The organism is Tardiphaga sp. vice154, assembly GCF_007018645.1.
Lineage (GTDB): Bacteria > Pseudomonadota > Alphaproteobacteria > Rhizobiales > Xanthobacteraceae > Tardiphaga.
Map to the genome: position 1 here is coordinate 2,053,784 of NZ_CP041399.1, position 17,594 is coordinate 2,071,377.

Sequence of the window (17,594 nt, forward strand, 5' to 3'; positions counted from 1 at the left end):
AAGTCGGATGAGGTCCATAGCGTTCGCCGACTTCCTCATCGGCATCGGTATCCTGTTCGTGCTGGAAGGCATCCTGTTCCTGGCTTTTCCCGGCTGGATGCGTCGCGCGATGAAGAGTGCGCTGGCGACGCCCGACAATATCCTGCGGATCGCCGGCATCGGCTCGGCGATCGGCGGGCTGGCCCTGATCTGGCTGGTACGCAGCTAGACCCGGGCGCCCCTCCAATACCGTCATCCTGCAAATAGTGAATCCGAATAGCGGTCCGTGCGTTGAGGCGCCGGCTTTCCGCCGCAATCCGCGGTGTTGATGGTGGGCCGTCGTGTCCCTGCGCTTGCGCGAAAGCCATGTTCGGGCGCAGTCTGGCTGCCAAATCGCGGAATCCTTCAGGAGACGTTCGTCCCATGTCCATCGCGCCCCCCGCCTTGAGCCTCCGCCTGCGCCCGTGGCTCACGGCGCTCTGCCTCGGCACCGCCGTCGCCGCCTTCTCGGCACCGGCCGTCGCCCGGGGGCCGGACGGCATCGCCGACGTCGCCGAAAAGGTGATCGACGCGGTCGTCAACATCTCGACCACGCAGACCGTCGAAGCCAACAACAAGAGCGGCGACAGCAAGAACAGTGACACCCCGCGCGGGGCGATGCCCCAACTGCCGCCGGGATCGCCGTTCGAGGAATTCTTCGACGACTTCTTCAAGAACCGCCGCGGCGGGCCGGGCGGCGACAAGAATGGCGGCCTGCAGCCGCGCAAGACCAATTCGCTGGGCTCCGGCTTCATCGTCGACACCTCCGGCGTCGTGGTCACCAACAATCACGTCATTGCGGACGCCGACGAGATCAACGTCATCATGAATGACGGCACCAAGATCAAGGCGACGCTGGTCGGCGTCGACAAGAAGACCGATCTGGCGGTGCTCAAATTCACCCCGGTGAAGCCGGTCACCGCGGTGAAGTTCGGCGATTCCGAAAAGGTTCGTCTCGGCGAATGGGTGATCGCGATCGGCAACCCGTTCTCGCTCGGCGGCACGGTCACCGCCGGCATCGTCTCGGCGCGCAACCGCGACATCAATTCCGGCCCCTATGACAGCTACATCCAGACCGACGCCTCGATCAACCGCGGCAATTCCGGCGGCCCGCTGTTCAACCTCGACGGCGACGTGATCGGCGTCAACACGCTGATCATCTCGCCGTCCGGCGGCTCGATCGGCATCGGCTTTGCGGTGCCGTCGAAGACGGCGTCGCAGGTGGTGGCGCAATTGCGCGAATTCGGCGAGCTGCGCCGCGGCTGGCTTGGCGTCCGCATCCAGCAGGTCACCGACGAGATCGCCGAGAGCCTTAGCATCAAGCCTGCACGCGGCGCGCTGATTGCCGGCATCGACGACAAGGGCCCGGCGAAGCCGGCGGGCATCGAGCCCGGCGACGTCGTCGTCAAGTTCGACGGCAAGGACGTCAAGGAGCCGAAGGACCTCTCGCGCATCGTCGCCGACACCGCGGTCGGCAAGGCGGTCGACGTGCTGATCATCCGCAAGGGTAAAGAAGTTATCAAGCAGGTCACGCTCGGCCGTCTCGACGATGGCGAAAAGCCGCAGCCGGCCTCGGTGAAGTCGATGCCGGAAGCCGAAAAGCCGGCGACGCAGAAGGCGCTGGGCCTCGATCTCACCGGACTCAGCAAGGAGATGCGCGCCAGGTTCAAGATCAAGGACAGCGTCAAGGGCGTGGTCGTGACCTCGGTCGACTCTGGCTCGGACGCCGCCGAGAAGCGCCTGAACGCCGGCGACGTCATCGTCGAGGTCGCGCAGGAAGCGGTGAGCAACCCCGCCGACGTCAAGAAGCGCGTCGATGCCTTGAAGAAGGACGGCAAGAAGTCGGTGCTGCTGCTGGTATCGAACGGCGAAGGCGAATTGCGCTTTGTAGCACTGAGCGTGCAGTAGCGGTTCTTACCCTCCCCCTTGCGGGGAGGGTGGCCGCGCGAAGCGCGGTCGGGTGGGGGTGCCACAAGCGCCGTCGCCCGCGGCACCCCCACCCCGGCCTCCACTCCCGATGATGCTCTCGCATCATCGCTCGTTCGGCCGACCCTCCCCGCAAGGGGCAGGGGAAGCCACGTCGGCCTAGCGATAGAAGTATCCATCCCCAAACGACGACGGCCTTCCGTCAGGGGAGCTGACGGAAGGCCGCGTTGGACACTTCATGGCGTGGGAGCGCTGGATGAAGTGGGGAGCTCTGAAAGCCTGGATCAGAACGGCAGCAGCACGTCCATGACCTGCTGGCCGTAGCGCGGCTGCTGGACATCGGAGATCTGGCCGCGACCGCCATAGGCGATGCGGGCCTGCGCGATCTTGGCGCTGTCGATGGTGTTGTCGCTCTGGATGTCCTCGGGGCGCACGATGCCGGCAACGATCAATTCGCGGATCTCGTAGTTGACGCGGATCTCCTGCTTGCCCTCGACAACCAGATTGCCGTTCGGCAAAAGCTGGGTGACCACGGCCGCGACGCTGGTCTGCAAGTTCTCCTGGCGTGCTACCGAGCCCTTGCCGTCGCTCGACGAGGTGCCGTCGGCCGAGAGCAGCCGGCCCGGCAGCACCGAGGCGGCCGAGCCCGACAGCAGCTTGGAGCCGGCGAAATCGGTGATCCCGGAATCCTCCTTGCTGGAGCGGCTGTGCTGGGTCTGGTTGGCGATGTTGGCCTTGTCGGTGAAGTTCACCGTCACGGTCAGAATGTCGCCGATCTGGCGCGCGCGCTGGTCCTTGAAGAAGGCGCGCGAGCCCGATCGCCATAGCGAATTGGCATTGTACGAGGCCACTTCCGGCTGCGGCATCGGCATCTGCACCGGCTTGTAGCCGGGCTGCGCCACCGGATTCTCGATCGCGGTCAGTTTCGGCTGTTCGCCGATCATCGACAGCCGCTCGATCGAGGAGCAGCCGCTGAACAGCACGGTCGTGGTCAGCAGGGTGGCGAGCAGAACGGCGCGATTATACTGGAACATCAACTTTACTCGGCGTTACGGGTGGCAGCAGAAACATTGGCAGCGAGTGCGACGGGGGCGGCGGCCTGGGAGATCTTGTCGTTGAGCTTCTCGCTGGGCGCGGGAAGCCGCGGGCCGGGGACCGCGACGGCGACCTGGCCGCGGCCGACCACCACGCCGGACACCGTGCGCTTGGACTGCAGATTGATGACGCTGACGACGTCGCCTTCGGTGCCGTTCTCGATCGCCTTGCCGCGGATGGTGAGATACAGCCCGGCGGATTCGTAGACCAGCGTCACCGCCTGGTCGCGCGTCACCAGATCGGGTTTGGCGAGATCGGCGATGCGCAGCGCCTGGCCGGCGCGCAACTGGCGGCGGACCTGCATGCCGACCGCGCGCTCGCGGCTGGCGACATCGATACCGACTTCGGATTTCGGACGGCGCTCGACGATGACGTCGGACGCCTTCAGCACTTCCTTGCTGTCGACGCCGCGCGCCAGCACGGCGGCCTCGACGGTCTCGACCGCGGTGCCGGTGAAGCGCAGCTTGGAGGCGGCACCGCTGTCGCTGCCGATCGAGAAGGTGATATCGAAACGGCCGGAGCGTGCATCGAACCGCGTCGAGACCGCCTCCAGCGCGCCGGACGAGGCAGCATCGAGCTGCAGCGTCTGCACGTCGCGGTCGAAGGTCAGCGTCAGATTGGCGGCGTCGCCGAGGCCGTTGCGATGCTGCAGCGCCTGCGCCACCTGGTTCTCGATGTCGCGGGCCTCGATGCTGCGCGACAGCCGCGTCACGGTGATGTCCATGAGGTCGCGGGTATCGACGCCGATCACCTGATGGGCACGCAGCGCCGCGATCACCTTGGCCACCGGCAGCGAGCCGACCGTGCCGAGATCCGGCGCGCGATAGATCGCGATTCCCGCGGCCGGACCTGCGTTGTCGATGACGTCGCCGATCCGCACCAGGTCGCCGGCGACGGTGACGTTGGCGCGCAGCACCGGCTGGGCCAGCACGTCTTCGCGGCTCTGGCTGTGCGCCGCATGGGCGCCGAGCGCGAACAGGGTGGTCGCGAGCAGGAGTGAACGGAAGGTCATGATCATCTGCCTCAGCGGAACATGGCGGAAGTGGATTGCAGCATCTGGTCGGCGGCGCTGATCACCTTGGCGTTCATCTCGTAGGCGCGCTGCGCGGCGATCAGATCGGAGATTTCCGAGACGACTTCGACGTTGGCCTGTTCGAGGTTGCGCTGCTGCAGGTCGCCGAAGCCGTCGATATTGGCGACGCCGTCCTGCGGCGCGCCGGAGGCCGGGGTTTCGGTGAACAGGTTGTCGCCGATCGGCTGCAGGCCGGCCTTGTTGATGAAGCGCGTCAGGCTGATGGTGCCGAGCACCTGCGGCGTCGCCGAACCCGCGACGGTCACCGACACCTGGCCGGAAGCGCTGATCGTCATGCCGGAGGAGGCGGCCGGTACCGTGATAGTCGGCTGCACCGGATTGCCTGCCGCGGTAACGATGCGGCCGGTCTGGTCGGTGGTGAACGAGCCGTCGCGGGTATAGGTGAAGGTGCCGTCGGTCATCTGGATCTTGAAGAAGCCTTCGCCGCGCACCGCGATGTCGAGATCGCCGCCGGTCGCCGCCAGCGTGCCCTGCGTCATCAGCCGCGGCGTGCCGACGGTCTTGACGCCGCCGCCGATATCGACGCCGACCGGGATGATGGTGCCCTGGTCGGAGGCCTGCGCGCCGACGCGACGGACGTGGTCGTAGACCAGATCCTGGAACGAGGCGACCTGCTTCTTGTAGCCGGTGGTCCGCATGTTCGCGATGTTGTTGGAGATGACCTGGACGTTGAGTTCCTGGGCCGCCATCCCGGTCGCTGCAGTGTAAAGAGCGCGCATGGGTGTGTTTCCTTAGGCCGCGGAATCGCCGGCGAGTTTTTCGATCGCCGATCGGCGCATGTCGGTCTGCTGCTGCAGCATCGCCGAGATTTGCGTGTAAGCACGGGTGACGTCGATCATCCTGGTCATTTCCATCACGGAGTTGACGTTGGATTTTTCGACGAAGCCCTGGGTGAGCTTCGAGGTCGTGGCGGGCAGCGGGGGCGCGCCTTCGGCGGAAAACAGGTTGGAGCCTTCCTTCTTCAGCGCGCTCTGCGCCTGCGCGAACGACACCATGCGCAGCTTGCCGCGCACTGAATCGGTGCGGTTGGTGCCTTCCTGCACGGTGACGGTGCCGTCGGCGGAGATGTTGATGTCGTGATCGGTCGGCTGGAACGTGATCGGGCCGCCGGTGCCGAGCACCGGGATGCCGGACTTGGTGACCAACTGGCCGGTCTGGCTGATCTGCATGCTGCCGTCGCGGGTGTAGCGCGGGCCGTTCGGGGTCTGCACCACCAGAAAGCCGTCGCCGTCGATCGCGACGTCGAGCGGGTTCTTGGTCTGCTCGATCGGTCCCTGCGACAGGTCCTTCAGCGTGGCTCGGTCCTGCACGAACGACACGTTGCGGTCGCGGCCGATGAAATTCGTCTCCCGCGCATTGCTGCGCAGAAATTCCTCGAACAGCGAACGGTCGGCCTTGAAACCGGTGGTGTTCACGTTGGCGACATTGTTCGCGACGACATCGAGCTGGCGCTCCAGCGTCATCTGCCGCGAAAGTCCGATGAGACTAACATTCTCCATCGTCGTTCTCCCCTGCGATCCCCGGTTCGCCCTCCCAGGCGGGCCGCGGATCCTATGAGCCGCACAGCTCTCCCAAGCCGCGGTTCGCAGAAACAGTTGCGAAGACCGTGCCAAGTCGGATTTCTTCGAAACTACAGGGGCTTGGTAGTTTTGGACGAGGCTTTGGGGGCGGCAGAAAGGTTCTGTTGACCATGTTGGCCCGGCAGATTTTTCCTAGTCGGCCGATAAACGAAAGGAACCGTTAACCATTGCGACCTAATTCTTAACCAACAGGGCCTTGGGGCGCTGGCAGTCAGTATCGCGTTGGGGCCTGCCTGGCGGCATCGAGCTCTTCCCCTATTTCCGGACGGGCAGGCGATGGCAGACAAAGAATCGGAAGACGGCGCCGCGGGCGAACCGAAACCGAAAAGCAAGCTCAAGCTGATCATCATCGCCGTGGTGGCGGTCGCCGTGCTTGGCGGCGGCGCCTGGTTCATGTTCCTGCGTTCGCCGAAGGAACAGCATGTCGAGGCGCCGAAGCCGGTGCTGCCGACCTTCGTCGACGTGCCGGACATCCTCGTGAACCTCGCCGGCCAGCCCGGCGAGCGCGTGCAATATCTCAAGGCCAAGATCGTTCTTGAACTGAAGGACGCCAAGCAGCTCGAGCAGGTCAAGCCGACGCTGCCGCGCGTCAGCGACATGTTCCAGACCTATCTGCGCGAGCTGCGCGCCTCCGATCTCAACGGCTCGGTCGGCATGTTTCGCCTCAAGGAAGAACTGACCAAGCGCGTCAACGCGGCGATCGCGCCGGGCGAGGTCAGCGCCGTGCTGTTCAAGGAAATCCTCGTTCAGTGAGGGTTTGGAATCGGTCAGATGTCTAAAGAACAGGTCGATCAGGACGCGATTGCCGCCGAATGGGAAGCTTCGCTGGATTCCGAGGATCCGGTAGAAGCGGCGAGGGCGGCTGCCGAAAACGAACTGACCGGCACCATGGCCGAGCAGTGGGCCGCGATGGTCGAGGACGGCGGTCGCGATGTCGGCGGCGGCGGCAAGAATACCGGCGGCGAGCGCGTGCTGTCGCAGGAGGAGATCGACAATCTGCTCGGTTTCTCCGTCGGTGAAGTGCATCTCGACGAGAATTCCGGCATCCGCGCCATCATCGATTCCGCGATGGTGTCGTATGAGCGTCTGCCGATGCTCGAAATCGTGTTCGACCGCCTGGTGCGGCTGATGACGACGAGCCTGCGCAATTTCACCTCCGACAACGTCGAGGTCTCGCTCGACCGCATTACCTCGGTGCGGTTCGGCGACTACATGAATTCGATTCCGCTGCCGGCCGTGCTGTGTGTGTTCAAGGCGGAAGAGTGGGAAAACTTCGGTCTCGCCACCGTCGATTCCAGCCTGATCTATTCGATGATCGACGTGCTGCTCGGCGGCCGCCGCGGCGAGGCGTCCTTGCGCATCGAGGGCCGTCCCTACACCACGATCGAGACCAATCTGGTCAAGCGCCTCACCGAAGTGATCCTGGCCGACGCCGAGCAGGCGTTCCGGCCGCTGTCGCCGGTGACGTTCTCGATCGACCGGCTCGAGACCAATCCGCGCTTTGCCGCCATCAGCCGCCCGGCCAATGCCGCCATTCTGGTGCGGCTGCACATCGACATGGAAGACCGCGGCGGCAATGTTGAATTGCTGCTGCCCTACGCGACCATCGAGCCGATCCGCGCCACGCTCATGCAGATGTTCATGGGCGAGAAATTCGGCCGTGACCCGATCTGGGAAAGTCACCTGGCGACGGAAATTGCGCAGGCCAAGATCTCGGTCGATGCTGTGCTCTACGAGGCCGAAATTCCGCTGAAGCAACTGATGAGTCTGAAAGTCGGCGACACGCTGCCGCTCGACATGCGCGCCGACGCGCTGGTGTCGGTGCGCTGCGGTGACGTCATCCTCAGCGAGGGCCGCATGGGCCGCGTCGGCGACCGCGTCGCGATCCGCGTCACCAAGCAGCTACGCAAGCCCAGTACGACCTTCGCGATGTTCGAGAAGGCTGATGAACAGACCAAGATGATGGAGGCCCAATGAACCACATGTTAGGCATTGCGATCGAGAGCCTGGTCGCCGTTCTGCTCATTCTCACCATCTGCTATTGCATGCTGCTGAACAGCCGGCTGAAGCGGCTGAAGGCCGACGAGCAGTCGCTGAAAGCCACCATCGGCGAGCTGATCACCGTCACCGAAATCGCCGAACGGGCGATCGGCGGCCTCAAACATACCGTGCGCGACGTCAATGAACATCTCGGCAGCCAGATCGCTTTGGCGACGGCGCTGGCCGAGCAGCTCAAGGGGCAATTGGCCGAGAGCGACAATGTGGTGCGCCGGCTGTCGCGGATCGCGTCCGCGGCGCGGCCGTTCGTCGACGCGCCCGCTGAAGCGCCGGCACAGGTCGCCGCGCCGGCCCCGGTCGCGCCGCACCAGCCCGTCGTGCCGAAGATGTCCGCCGCCCGTGCCAACGCCGCCGCCGCGCAGGCCTTCGCCGAGCGCCGGAGGCCTGACGGCATCGCTGCATGAAAGTTTTCCGCGACATCCGCGTGCTTCCGGTCCTGCTCGTTGCGATCTTCGGCCTTGCCGTGCTGAAGATCGCCGGGCTGGTGATCGATGGCGGCTACGTGTTCGAGTATCAGCCCAAGGTCGAGAAACAATCCTGGGCGCAGCAGACCTTCAATTTTCCGGGCGGAAAGCCGCCGGCCGCCAAGTCGGGCGATGGCGACATCACCGGCTCGGTGAGCGCCAAGAAGGAAGAACCCAAGCCGGTCGTTTCAGCGCCGTCCATCGCGCCGGCGTCGCCGCCGCCCGAGCCGCCGCCGCCGGTGTCGGCCTCGGAGCGCGCCATCCTGGAGCGGCTGCAGGCCCGCCGCCAGGAGCTGGAGACGCGCGCGCGCGAGATCGATATCCGCGAGAGCCTGCTGAAGGCGGCCGAGAAGCGCATCGAGTCCCGTGTCGACGAGTTGAAAGGCGTCGAGGCCGGCATCAAGACCGCGACCGGCCAGAAGGGCGAGGCCGATTCCGCGCGCTTCAAGGGCATCATCACGATGTATGAGAGCATGAAGCCGAAGGACGCCGCCAAGATTTTTGACCGGCTGGAGATGCCGGTGCTGTTCGAGATCGCCTCGCAAATCGCGCCGCGCAAAATGTCCGATATCCTCGGCCTGATGCAGCCGGAAGCCGCCGAGCGTCTCACCGTCGAACTGGCGCGGCGCGCCAATGGCGGCGACAAACCGGCCTCGACCGCCGAACTGCCGAAGATCGAGGGCCGGCCAATGCCGCAGCGTAATTAAGGGAAATCGTTAACAACTCCTTCAACCGCAGAATCTAGATTCCGCAGAGCGGGCAGGGGCCCGTTCTGCGACCATCGGGCTGAAAGACTTTCCGGATATGGCTGGCATCGCCGCCGCAGCAAATGGGACGATCGCCGGCGCCTGGACGCGGGCCGTTCGGCGTTGCGCGGGTCTGCTGCTGGCGGTGGCGGCGGTCCTGGCCGGGGTGGCCGCGCCGGCGCGGGCGCAAGCGGTGCGCGGCGAGGCCTCGATGGCGGTGGCGGGCGGCTATGCCCGCATCGTGCTGAAGCTGGCCGAGGACGTCGAATCCGAAGTCACGCAGGCCGGCACCGTTCTCATCGTTCGTTTCAAGCGGCCGGTCGATGTCCCCGTCGAGGCGCTTTCGGATGCCGCACCCGAATACATCGGCTCGGCGCGGCGCGACCCCGACGGCATGGCGATCCGGCTGGCGCTGTCGCGCAAGGTCACCGTCAATTCGATGGCCGCCGGCGAACGCATCTTCATCGATCTGTTGCCCGATAGCTGGAAGGGCCTGCCGCCCGGCCTGCCGCAGGAGGTCGTGAAGGAATTGTCGGAGCGCGCGCGCATCGCCGAGCGCGCCTTGCGCCAGCAGCGCACCGCCTCTGAAGGCAAGAAGACGCCGGCGATCCGGGTGCGCGCCTCGGTGCAGCCGACCTTCGTGCGCTTCGTTTTCGAACTGCCGGCCGGCGTCGGGATGTCGTCATCGCTCAGCGACAAGACGATGACGCTGAACTTCAATGCCGGCCTGACCTTCGATCTGGCCGACGCCAAACTGTCGGCGCCGCCGAACATTGCCTCGATCGGGCAGGCGATGGACGGCAACCGCACCGCGGTTGAGATCGGCCTGATCGGCGATGTCGACGTGCGCTCGTTCCGCGAAGACAAGAACTACATCGTCGATATCGGCTTCCAGCAGCCCGACAAGCCGTCGCCGCTGGCCAGCCTGCCGGTCGCCAAGCCGGAAGCGGCCAAGCCGCCGGTCGTAGCCCGGCCGGTGACAGAAGCTTCGCCGCCGCGCGCGGGCGAGACCATGCCGCCAGCCTCCGAATCCGTCACGCGGGAAACGAAGCCGGCAGAGGCCGCCAAGGTCGAATTACCCAAGGTCGAACCGGCTAAAGCGACGCCGCCGAAAGTCGAACTGGCGAAAGTGGAGCCGGCCAAGGTCGAGGCTGCCAAGGTCGAGCCGGCCAAGGCCGAGCCCGCGAAGGAAGGCGTCACAACGCCTGCTCCGCGCGCTGTGGTTGCCGCACCGGTCGCGGAAGCGGCTCCTGCAGCTGCCGCGGCGCCGGCGATGACGCCGGTGGTGACTGCCGAGGCCCCCCCTGCCGCGGCCGAGCCCGGCACGCCGGTGGATGTCAAGCGCAGCAGCGACGGACTGCGGATGGATTTCGGTTTCAACTCGCCGACGCCGGCGGCGCTGTTCCGGCGTGGCGACATGCTGTGGCTGGTAGTCGATTCCCAAAAGCCGATCGACCTGTCGCCGATCCGTCGCCAGGGCGGTTCGGTGGTCGGCGATGTCAGCAGCATCAAGCTCGACAAAGGGCAGGCGATCCGGATCCGTCTCAACCGTCCGCAACTGGCGTCGCTGACGCCGGACGATGCGGCGGGACTGGGCTTGAGCTGGTCGGTGATGCTCGCCGATACCAGGCAGACGGCGTCGCAGCCGCTGTCGGCGATCCGCAACATCGCCGATCCCGCCCATGGCAATGTCCAGGTGCCGCTCAGCCGGCCCGGCCTCAAGCACCTTCTGGTCGATCCCGAGGCCGGCGACGCGCTGACCGTCGTGACCGCGCTGCCGCCGCCGCGCGGCTTCATTCGCCGGCAGGACTTCGTCGAATTCTCGCTGCTGGAAACCATCCACGGTGTCGCGATCCAGCTCAATTCCGACGAGGTCGCGGTGGAAGCCGCGGTCGACAAGGTGACGCTGAGCCGGCCGGGCGGTCTGACGCTGTCGGCCGCCGACGCGGCGCCGCAGCGGGCGTCCTCGGTGGCGCGGCCGATCTTCGATGTCGGGCAGTGGCAGAAGGATCAGGAGGGGCCGTTCAAGGAACGCTTCGACGTGCTGATCCGGGCGGCCTCCGCCGCCGACGCCAACAGCCGCGCCGACGCGCGGATGGACCTGGCGCGCTTCTACATGGCGCGCGGCATGTATCACGAAGCCAAGGGCGTCGCCGATCTGGCGATCTCGGATATGAAAGTCGGGCAGGAAAGCCCGGTGGCGCTGATCGTGCACGCGGTCGCCAGCACGATGATGGGCCGGCCCGAACAGACCCTGAAGGACGTCGCCAATCCGGTACTCGGCCCGGGCTACGATGCCGAGCTGTGGAAGGCGCTGGCTTACGCCCGGCAGGAAAAGTGGGTGCTGGCGCGGGAGAAGTTCAAGAACGCCGAGCTGGCGATGTCGTCGCTGCCGGCCGATTTGCAGCGCATCGCGCTGACGCAGGCGTTGCGCGCCTCGCTCGAGGTCAAGGACTATGCCGGCGCGTCCGCGCGCGGCTCCGAGCTCGAGACGGTCGGGGTGACGCCGGAATTGAAGCCGCATGCGTTGTTCCTGGCAGGCTGGCTCGACGAGGCGCTTGGCCGCGATAAGGACGCGCTGTCGAAATACCAGCAGGCGATCGCCTCGAAGGACCGCCACGCGGCGTCGGAGGCCAAGCTGCGCGACATCCTTTTGCGGCAGAAGCGCCGCGAGGTCAGCGACGAGGATGCGCTGAAGGAATTCGAACTGCTGGCGATGTTGTGGCGCGGCGACGGACTCGAAGTTCAGGTTCTGCAGATCCTGTCGCGGATGTATTCGGGGCTCGGCCGCTTTAATGAGTCGCTGGCGGCGGCGCGCAGCGCCACCGAGCGGCAGGCCAATTCCGAGGCGGCGCGCCAGGTGCAGGACGATGCGCAGGCGCTGTTCTCGGAAATCTATCTCGGCGGCAAGGGCGACAGCCTGCGGCCGGTTGATGCGCTGGCGATGTTTTATGATTACCGCGAACTGACACCGATCGGGCGGCGCGGCGACGAGATGATCCGCCGGCTCGCCGATCGCCTGGTGGCTGTCGACCTGCTCGACCAGGCCGCCGAGCTGCTGCAATACCAGGTCGACAACCGCCTCGAGGGCGCGGCCCGCGCGCAGGTCGCGTCCCGTCTGGCGATGGTCTATCTGATGGCGCGCAAGCCGGACCGCGCGATTGCAGCACTTCGCACGACCCGGATCGCGGACCTCGCCGGCGAACTGCGCCAGCAGCGGCTGCTGCTGGAGGCGCGCGCGCAGGGCGACGTCGGTCGCCGCGATCTGGCGCTCGATATCATCAGCAACATTCCCGGCCGCGAAGCGATCCGGCTGCGCTCCGACATCTACTGGTCGGCGCGGCGCTGGCGCGAAGCCTCCGAGCAGATCGAACTGTACTATGGCGACCGCTGGCGCGATTTCACGCCGCTGAACGCCGGTGAAAAGAGCGACGTGATCCGCGCCGTGGTTGGCTACGCGCTGGCCGAAGACGCGCTCGGCCTCGCCCGTTTCCGCGACAAGTTCGCACCCTTGATGGCGTCGGGCGCCGACAAGGTCGCGTTCGATACTGCGAGCAGTCCGGCGTCCGGCAGCAATTCGGAATTCGCGGCGATCGCCAAGATGGCGGCGAGCATCGACACGCTCGACGGGTTCCTGCGCGAGATGAAACTGCGCTTCCCCGAAGCCGGCGCCAAGGGCGTGATCCCCGCCCAGGCCGACACCGAACCCACCGGTTCGCTGCCGGCGATCGTCAAAGTGCGCAAGATCGAGATGAAGCGCTGATAGCAACTCCGACGTCATCCTGAGGTGCCATCGCGCTAGCGATGGCCTCGAAGGATGCGCCACAATCGCCGGCGCCCGCCTCCGCATCCTTCGAGGCTCGCCGAAGTCGGCGAGCACCTCAGGATGACGGCGATGGAGATGGCGATGGTGGTGTTGTGAGCTTCGCTACGGCGCGTAACTCTGCACCAGACTGCCTGCCACCAGCGACCAGCCGTCGACCAGCACGAAGAAGATCAGCTTGAACGGCAGCGACACCACCGCCGGCGGCAGCATCATCATGCCCATCGACATCAGGACCGAAGCAACCACGAGGTCGATGATCAGGAACGGCAGGAACAGCAGGAAGCCGATCTCGAAGGCGCGCTTCAGCTCGGAGATCATGAAGGCCGGCACGATGATGCGCAGCGACATGTCGTCGGGCGTCGCCGGCAGCGGCTCGCCGGACAGGTCCTGGAACAGCTTGAGGTCCTTCTCGCGGACGTTCTTCATCATGAAGCCGCGCAGCGGCACCGCAGCGCGGAGCATCGCCTGCTCGACGGATATCTCGTTGGCGACCAAAGGCTTGATGCCGTCGTCGTAGGATTTCTGCAGCACCGGCCCCATCACGAAGGCGGTGAGGAACATGGCGAGTGCGATGATCACCGAGTTCGGCGGCGCGGTCGCGGTGCCCAAAGCTGTGCGCAGCAGCGACAGCACCACCACGATGCGCGTGAACGACGTCATCATGATCAGGATCGACGGCGCGATCGACAGCACCGTGAGCAGCGCTATCATCTGGATCGCGCGCTCGGTGACGCCGCCGCCGCCGCCGCCGAGATTGATGCTGATGTCCTGCGCCTGCGCCGGATCGATCAGCGATCCGGCGGTCAGGACTGTCAGGAGGAAGGTTACTCTACGCGGGGAGAACGCCGATCTCACGAACTGGACTTCGGCCGTCCCAGCAGGGAGGCCATCTCGTCTTCGAGATTCTCGAAGCCGGTCTTGACCGGCGGCGCCACCGCGGGCGCTGCGGAGGCCGCCGGGGCGTCGCTGCGTGACAAAGCGGCGATCGACAGCTCGCTCGAGAACCGCGGGGCCGGCCGGGCCGCGGGCTGTTCCGGCGCCACCGGCGGTGCAGCGGTGCGCGGCTCGCCGGTTCTTGGCTCTAAGGTTCTTGGCTCTAACGGCTCGGAACGGGAATCGGCGACCGGACGGCGCAGCGCGGCTTCCAGCCGCTGCGCCATCTCGGCGAGGTTCTGGTCCGCGGACGATCCCGGCGCGCTTGCCACCGCCGGTTCCGGCGTCGGAGCCGCGGCTGGCGCCGGGACGGGGGCGGGCGTCGGGGCAGGCGCCGGCACGGGGGCCGCGGCGCGATCGGCGCGCAAGGGCGGGGCCACGCGGATCGGCGGCTCGGCGCGCATCGGCCGCGGCATCATCGGTTCGCTGCGCGGCATCAGGGATTCGCGGCGCGGCAGGATATTGTCGGGGCGCGCCGGGGCTGGCGCGGGGGCCGGCTCCGGGCGAGCTTCGCGTTCGCTGCGCGGCTCAACCCGCGGTTCGGGGCGAGGCTCGGGACGGCTCGGCAGTTCCGGCGGCGTGAAGCTGGCGACCGGCTCGGGGCGGCGCTCCGGCAGCGGACGGCGCGGTTCGTCGATGAAAGAGGGCCGGTTCGGACGCGGCGTGGGCTCGGCGATCGGCTGCTCGGGATCGGCGCCGGTCTCGTTGTCGCCCCAGCTCGGGGCGTCCAGCGGCGCGCTGCGCATCGACAATTCACTGCCGACATTGCTGCGCGGCGGCGCCTGCTCGCGGCCGGGCATGGCGCGGATGATATTGGGCTCGACGACGATGTCGGTGGGGCCGCCGATCATCAGGAGATGCTCGACATTGTCGCGACGCACCAGCACGAGGCGACGACGGCCATCCACCGCGGCGGCATCGATCACGGCGAGGCGGGGCATCCGTCCGCGGGCGGCATTGGAACCGAGACGGTTGCCTGCGAATCGCCGCACCAGCCATGCCGCCAGCCCGATCAGCGCCAGAACGGCGATGAAGGCAAAGAAGAAGGTGTACGGTGATGTCTGCATGCTCAGTCCCCAGCAAATAGCACCGCCGCGGCGGATGAATCCTGCTTCAGCCGGTCGAAAACGACCCGCCGATGCCGGATGCAGCGCTCCCGCGCGCTCTATCTGTTAACGCCCCACGGCAAATCCTGCCGTTGATCAATAATAAACTATGAATCGCCGCAGCCAAAACGACTTCTGTCGCGCGCCTGTGCAGCACCTTTCCATGGTTAACGGGCCAATTCGGGCGAAAAAGCGATAGCACGCCCCGAAAGCCCTCGTTTTGCAGGGGGTATTTACATTTCAGTAACACCTGCCGGCGAAAATTAACCCGCTGTTAACCACGCTGGCGGCAAATTCTGCCTAGCTCAGGACACGACGTCCGGACCGGAGCGGAGATCATCCGATGGCCATCAGTGACATGCCGATGTTGTCGGCGCTGCGCAGCAAGATGCAGTGGCACCAGGAGCGCCAGAAGGTTCTGGCCGACAACGTCTCCAATTCCGACACGCCGGGCTTCCGGCCGCGCGACCTCGTGCAACCGAAATTCGACAAGATCGGCATGGCGGCGGGCGGTCCGATGGGCTCGCTGCGGATGATGCGGGCCAGCGGTACCAATATCATTCCGACCGGTACCTCGGCCTACGGCGCCAATAACCGCGGCGCCTACGAGACAAGGCCCTCGGGCAACGCCGTCAACCTCGAGGACGAGATGATGAAGAGCTCGTCCAATTCGGGAGACTATGCGGCGGTGACCTCGCTCTACAGCCGCAGCCTCGGCCTCTTGAAGACCGCGATCGGCAAGCGCTGACGTAACCGCAGGGAGACCGCATCATGGCCGACGACAACGTCAGCGACTTCACGAGATCGATGGGCATTGCGGCCTCCGGCCTGCGCGCCCAGGCCGGCCGCATGCGCGTGATCTCGGAAAACATCGCCAACGCCGAATCCACCGCGCAGAGCGCCGCCGGCGATCCGTATCGCCGCAAGATCCCGACTTTTACGTCCGAGCTCGACCGCGCGATCGACAGCCGGGTCGTGACGCTCGGCCGCGTCAAGACCGATACCACCGCGTTCCGCATGAAATACGAGCCCGGCAATCCCGCCGCCGATACCGCGGGCAACGTCAAATATCCCAACGTCAATCCGCTGATCGAAATGACCGACATGCGCGAGGCGCAGCGGTCCTATGAAGCCAACCTCAACATCATCACCGCGACGCGCCGGATGATCCAGCGCACGCTCGATATTCTCAAGGCCTGAACAGGAAAACTGAATCATGGCAACTCCCTCCGTCGCGGCTAACGCCTATGCAAGTCTCTCGCGCATCATGGAATCCGGCGGTGGCGTCGGGGGCGGCATCGGCAAGGCCGCCGAGGGCGGCCAGTCGTTCGGCGACATGCTGAAGGGCGCGATCGGCTCGGTGATGGATGCCGGCCGCAAGTCGGACAGCCAGACCATCGCGATGGCCAATGGCAAAGCCAATGTGATGGACGTCGTTACCGCGGTGGCGGAGACCGACGTCGCCGTCTCGACCCTGGTCTCGGTGCGCGACCGCGTCATCCAGTCCTACGAAGACATCATGAAGATGCCGATCTGATAACTCGTCATTCCGGGGCGCAAACGCCGCCAGGCGGTTGCGAACCCGGAATCCCGAAATGTTCATCGTCCCATGCCGAGGTTCCGGGTTCGCTCGAGCTGCGCTCTCGCGCCCCGGAACGACAGTTACTGCAACTAACGGATACCCCCAATGACTGGCGCTGAAACTCTCGATATCGCGCGCGATGCGATCTGGACCATTGTGGTGGTGTCGGCGCCGCTGATGGTGGTCGGCCTGGTGGTCGGTGTCGTGGTGTCGCTGGTGCAGGCCCTGACCCAGATCCAGGAACAGACCCTGGTGTTCGTGCCGAAAATCCTGGCGATCTTCGTCACATTGATCCTGGCTTTACCGTTCATGTCGGACGCGCTGAACAGCTATATGTTGCGGATATCGTCGCGAATCATGGGTGGCTGATGCACAGTCCCGGCCCATGCGCCTCGATGTCTCACTATTGCCGGCCCTTGCCGCCGCCTTCATGCTGGTGTTTGCCCGCGTCGGCGCGATGGTGATGCTGTTGCCCGGGCTCGGCGAGGTCAATATCCCGACACGCATCAAGCTGTCGATCGCGCTGGCGCTGACCCTGATCATCCTGCCGCTGCACCGCAATTCCTTCAACGTCGACATGGGCTCGATCGCGCCGCTCCTGGTGCTGATGGTGCATGAGATCGTGATCGGGATCGTGCTTGGCGCCACCGCGCGGGTGACGCTGTCGGCGCTGCAGGTCGCAGGCTCGATCATCGCCCAGCAGCTCGGGCTCGGCTTCGTCACCTCGGTCGATCCGACCCAGGGTCAGCAGGGCGCGCTGATCGGCAATTTCCTCACCATCCTCGGCATCACGCTGCTGTTCGCCACCGATACGCACTATCTGGTGATCGCCGCCCTCGACGAGAGCTACAAGATCTTCACGCCGGGCGAGCTGATGTCATCGGGCGATGTCGCCTCGTTGGCGACCTCGGCCTTTGCGACGGCGTTCAAGATCGGCGCGCAGCTGTCGGCGCCGTTTCTGGTGTTCGGCCTCGTCTTCAACGTCGGCCTCGGCATCCTGGCGCGGCTGATGCCGCAGATGCAGGTGTATTTCGTCGGCGTGCCGCTCTCCATCATGATCGGCTTCGTGATTTTTGCAGCCGTGCTGGTGACGATGATGGGGACCTATCTGGAATACTTCGTCGGTGTGATGCACCAGATGATGCCCAGAACCTGACCGGGACCTGA

18 protein-coding genes are annotated in these 17,594 nt (G+C 65.7%); 12 read left to right on the top strand and 6 right to left on the bottom strand.

What is annotated here, in order from left to right:
* Positions 1 to 7 precede the first annotated feature (7 nt).
* Both FIU28_RS09590 and FIU28_RS09595 read left to right on the top strand, forming a co-directional pair.
* Positions 8 to 208 carry a DUF2065 domain-containing protein gene (locus FIU28_RS09590; RefSeq protein ID WP_143572716.1) on the top strand — a complete coding sequence of 67 codons (201 nt, stop codon included), beginning with the start codon at positions 8 to 10 and terminating at the stop codon, positions 206 to 208.
* Between the two features lie 194 nt (positions 209 to 402).
* Entirely contained in the window at positions 403 to 1,926 is a 1,524-nt protein-coding gene (locus tag FIU28_RS09595; protein ID WP_143572717.1) for a Do family serine endopeptidase, read from the top strand.
* A 302-nt stretch (positions 1,927 to 2,228) separates the two neighbouring features.
* On the opposite strand, the gene flgH is transcribed toward FIU28_RS09595, so the two are convergent.
* Genes flgH through flgF form a run of 4 tightly spaced genes read right to left on the bottom strand, consistent with a single transcriptional unit; the run spans position 2,229 to position 5,631 of the window.
* The gene (gene flgH / locus FIU28_RS09600; RefSeq protein ID WP_143572718.1) at positions 2,229 to 2,978 is read right to left on the bottom strand and encodes a flagellar basal body L-ring protein FlgH; all 750 of its coding nucleotides are present in this window, start codon (positions 2,976 to 2,978) and stop codon (positions 2,229 to 2,231) included.
* Positions 2,979 to 2,983: 5 nt separating this feature from the next.
* A complete protein-coding gene (flgA, locus tag FIU28_RS09605) occupies positions 2,984 to 4,051 on the bottom strand; it encodes a flagellar basal body P-ring formation chaperone FlgA (RefSeq protein WP_143572719.1) in 1,068 nt (355 codons plus the stop codon).
* 11 nt (positions 4,052 to 4,062) lie between these two features.
* Positions 4,063 to 4,851: a flagellar basal-body rod protein FlgG gene (gene flgG / locus FIU28_RS09610; protein ID WP_143572720.1), complete on the bottom strand. Its 789-nt coding sequence runs from the start codon at positions 4,849 to 4,851 to the stop codon at positions 4,063 to 4,065.
* 12 nt (positions 4,852 to 4,863) lie between these two features.
* Entirely contained in the window at positions 4,864 to 5,631 is a 768-nt protein-coding gene (gene flgF, locus FIU28_RS09615; RefSeq protein ID WP_143572721.1) for a flagellar basal-body rod protein FlgF, read from the bottom strand.
* A 357-nt stretch (positions 5,632 to 5,988) separates the two neighbouring features.
* Between flgF and fliL the strand changes: the two genes are divergently transcribed.
* From fliL to FIU28_RS09640, 5 genes are all read left to right on the top strand, one after another.
* The gene (fliL, locus tag FIU28_RS09620) at positions 5,989 to 6,465 is read left to right on the top strand and encodes a flagellar basal body-associated protein FliL (RefSeq protein WP_143572722.1); all 477 of its coding nucleotides are present in this window, start codon (positions 5,989 to 5,991) and stop codon (positions 6,463 to 6,465) included.
* Between the two features lie 18 nt (positions 6,466 to 6,483).
* Complete coding sequence (fliM, locus tag FIU28_RS09625; RefSeq protein ID WP_143572723.1) at positions 6,484 to 7,689, top strand: flagellar motor switch protein FliM; 1,206 nt, start codon at positions 6,484 to 6,486, stop codon at positions 7,687 to 7,689.
* The gene (locus FIU28_RS09630; protein WP_143572724.1) at positions 7,686 to 8,174 is read left to right on the top strand and encodes a DUF6468 domain-containing protein; all 489 of its coding nucleotides are present in this window, start codon (positions 7,686 to 7,688) and stop codon (positions 8,172 to 8,174) included. The genes fliM and FIU28_RS09630 overlap by 4 nt, the downstream gene beginning before the upstream one ends.
* Positions 8,171 to 8,941 carry a MotE family protein gene (locus tag FIU28_RS09635; RefSeq protein ID WP_143572725.1) on the top strand — a complete coding sequence of 257 codons (771 nt, stop codon included), beginning with the start codon at positions 8,171 to 8,173 and terminating at the stop codon, positions 8,939 to 8,941. Before FIU28_RS09630 ends, FIU28_RS09635 begins: the two co-directional genes overlap by 4 nt.
* 97 nt (positions 8,942 to 9,038) lie before the next feature.
* Positions 9,039 to 12,743, top strand: coding sequence for a tetratricopeptide repeat protein (locus FIU28_RS09640; RefSeq protein ID WP_143572726.1), 3,705 nt, complete (start codon positions 9,039 to 9,041; stop codon positions 12,741 to 12,743).
* Positions 12,744 to 12,908: 165 nt separating this feature from the next.
* Here FIU28_RS09640 and fliP read toward each other — a convergent pair whose 3' ends face one another.
* Together fliP and FIU28_RS09650 are read right to left on the bottom strand one after the other, a co-directional pair.
* Positions 12,909 to 13,661, bottom strand: coding sequence for a flagellar type III secretion system pore protein FliP (fliP, locus tag FIU28_RS09645; RefSeq protein ID WP_143572727.1), 753 nt, complete (start codon positions 13,659 to 13,661; stop codon positions 12,909 to 12,911).
* Positions 13,658 to 14,806, bottom strand: a complete 1,149-nt coding sequence (locus FIU28_RS09650; RefSeq protein ID WP_143572728.1) for a flagellar biosynthetic protein FliO — start codon at positions 14,804 to 14,806, stop codon at positions 13,658 to 13,660. The genes fliP and FIU28_RS09650 overlap by 4 nt, the downstream gene beginning before the upstream one ends.
* A gap of 382 nt (positions 14,807 to 15,188) precedes the next feature.
* Between FIU28_RS09650 and flgB the strand changes: the two genes are divergently transcribed.
* The 5 genes from flgB to fliR all read left to right on the top strand — a co-directional run bounded on the left by flgB (position 15,189) and on the right by fliR (position 17,583).
* Positions 15,189 to 15,593, top strand: a complete 405-nt coding sequence (gene flgB / locus FIU28_RS09655; RefSeq protein ID WP_143572729.1) for a flagellar basal body rod protein FlgB — start codon at positions 15,189 to 15,191, stop codon at positions 15,591 to 15,593.
* Positions 15,594 to 15,616: 23 nt separating this feature from the next.
* A complete protein-coding gene (gene flgC / locus FIU28_RS09660) occupies positions 15,617 to 16,045 on the top strand; it encodes a flagellar basal body rod protein FlgC (protein ID WP_143572730.1) in 429 nt (142 codons plus the stop codon).
* 16 nt (positions 16,046 to 16,061) lie between these two features.
* Entirely contained in the window at positions 16,062 to 16,382 is a 321-nt protein-coding gene (gene fliE, locus FIU28_RS09665) for a flagellar hook-basal body complex protein FliE (protein WP_143572731.1), read from the top strand.
* 150 nt (positions 16,383 to 16,532) lie between these two features.
* Positions 16,533 to 16,796, top strand: coding sequence for a flagellar biosynthesis protein FliQ (fliQ, locus tag FIU28_RS09670; RefSeq protein ID WP_143572732.1), 264 nt, complete (start codon positions 16,533 to 16,535; stop codon positions 16,794 to 16,796).
* Between the two features lie 16 nt (positions 16,797 to 16,812).
* On the top strand, positions 16,813 to 17,583 hold the full coding sequence (gene fliR, locus FIU28_RS09675) for a flagellar biosynthetic protein FliR (protein WP_143576122.1): 771 nt from the start codon (positions 16,813 to 16,815) through the stop codon (positions 17,581 to 17,583).
* Positions 17,584 to 17,594: the final 11 nt, after the last annotated feature.